Raw genomic sequence first — 1405 nt, 5'->3', positions numbered from 1 at the left:
GGCGGCAAAGAAAGTAGGCAAAGAAAGCCGCTTCACACCGCCAGCTCATAAGCGGGTCCCTTGCGCAGTCGCGGTAGTGGTTCATCTGGAATCTGTGTTCTCGCACATTCCGCGTGAGTGACAAGGCGCTCATTCTTCCGGCGGCGCTGCGCGCGCCGTCGCGGTCGTTCATTTACCCCGTTCGCTTCGTTTTCGTTCGGCGTTTCCCTACCGCTGTAGTCCTCGCATTCGGGTGATGCTTGGGAAATTTCAGAAATGTTGGAGGTGCACGGTTTTTAGCCTGGGCAGGTGATCACTCGTCGATCGATGCGTTCTAGACTCAATTTGCCGTCGAGACAACGACGGTCAGGCTTGGCGGCCTGTGTGTAGAGTAGAACCCGTGCGCCTGCTCAGTCAGACGTGCGTTAGCCTTCGCGCGCTATCTTTTTATGGGCGGGCCGTGGCAAGGAGACCTTCGGGTCTGCCGGTTCTGGTTCTACGCCGGCCGCCAACCTTGTCACTGTGCCCGCTCACCACCGCTTAATCGCGTGTGTGGGCGATCGAATACGTTTCAGGGAGATCGCGCCATGAGTAAAACCGCCAAGCATTCACGCACCACGTCGCGCGCACCCGTTGACGCACTTCAATACGAAAAACTCGCCTTATCTGCCTTTGGACTGCTTGAACGGCAGCTAAGCCAACTGGACAAGTTGGTCACACTCGCGGCCTCAATAGTTCGGAGTCCGGCCGTGACACGGGAAGAAAGACACCGGCAACGGAAATTGCTGGAACTGCTGTTGGACACCGTCGAGGACTACCAAAGCGAAGTCGAGATTGACCGCGAGTTATACCAGGTCATCGCACTCGATGCGAAGGGAATTCCGCAGAGCCGCATCACGGCGCGCCACGCAGCGGACCTTCCGGCGAAGGCTACGCGGACAGCGATGGATAGCCGCGAACGTATCGGCGCGGCGAGGGGGACACAGAACATGCAGATGCAATTCAAAACGATCTCGCGTCGCACAGCGATCGCACACTGACCGTGAGCCGTGAGCCGTGAGCCGTGGCATCGCACCGCGGCCATGAAGAAAGGCGCATGCGCCTTTCGCATTCCGAGGGCAGTGCGGCACGACGCGAAGCGCGCGCCGCGGTGACCGCGAATGCACCGAGTCAGCTCTAACGTTTTCCCGACGCAACCACGCTTAAAGAACCGGAAGCCTTTAACGGCACTTCGCCGAGCCGAAGCCGGCGGCCCCCACCGCGCACAGCGAAACCCACGGATTTTAAGCAGACCGTTCCGGCGCGCGCATCGCGCGAGGCGGGAAGAATGAGCGCCTTGTCACTGAGGCAGAATGTGCGAGAACACAGATTCCAGATGTACCACTACCGCGACTGCGCGAGACACCCGCTTATGAGCTGGCGGTTG

General features: G+C 59.6%; 1 protein-coding gene. It reads left to right on the top strand.

The features are described from left to right. The first annotated feature begins 566 nt into the window (after positions 1-566). Positions 567-1019 (top strand): hypothetical protein, encoded by a 453-nt coding sequence (locus P0D80_RS50175; RefSeq protein ID WP_408296198.1) that lies wholly within the window; start codon positions 567-569, stop codon positions 1017-1019. Positions 1020-1405: the final 386 nt, after the last annotated feature.

The sequence above is a fragment of the Paraburkholderia sp. RL17-373-BIF-A genome, assembly GCF_046030175.1.
Lineage (GTDB): Bacteria > Pseudomonadota > Gammaproteobacteria > Burkholderiales > Burkholderiaceae > Paraburkholderia.
This window is presented reverse-complemented; position numbering and strand designations above follow the sequence as displayed.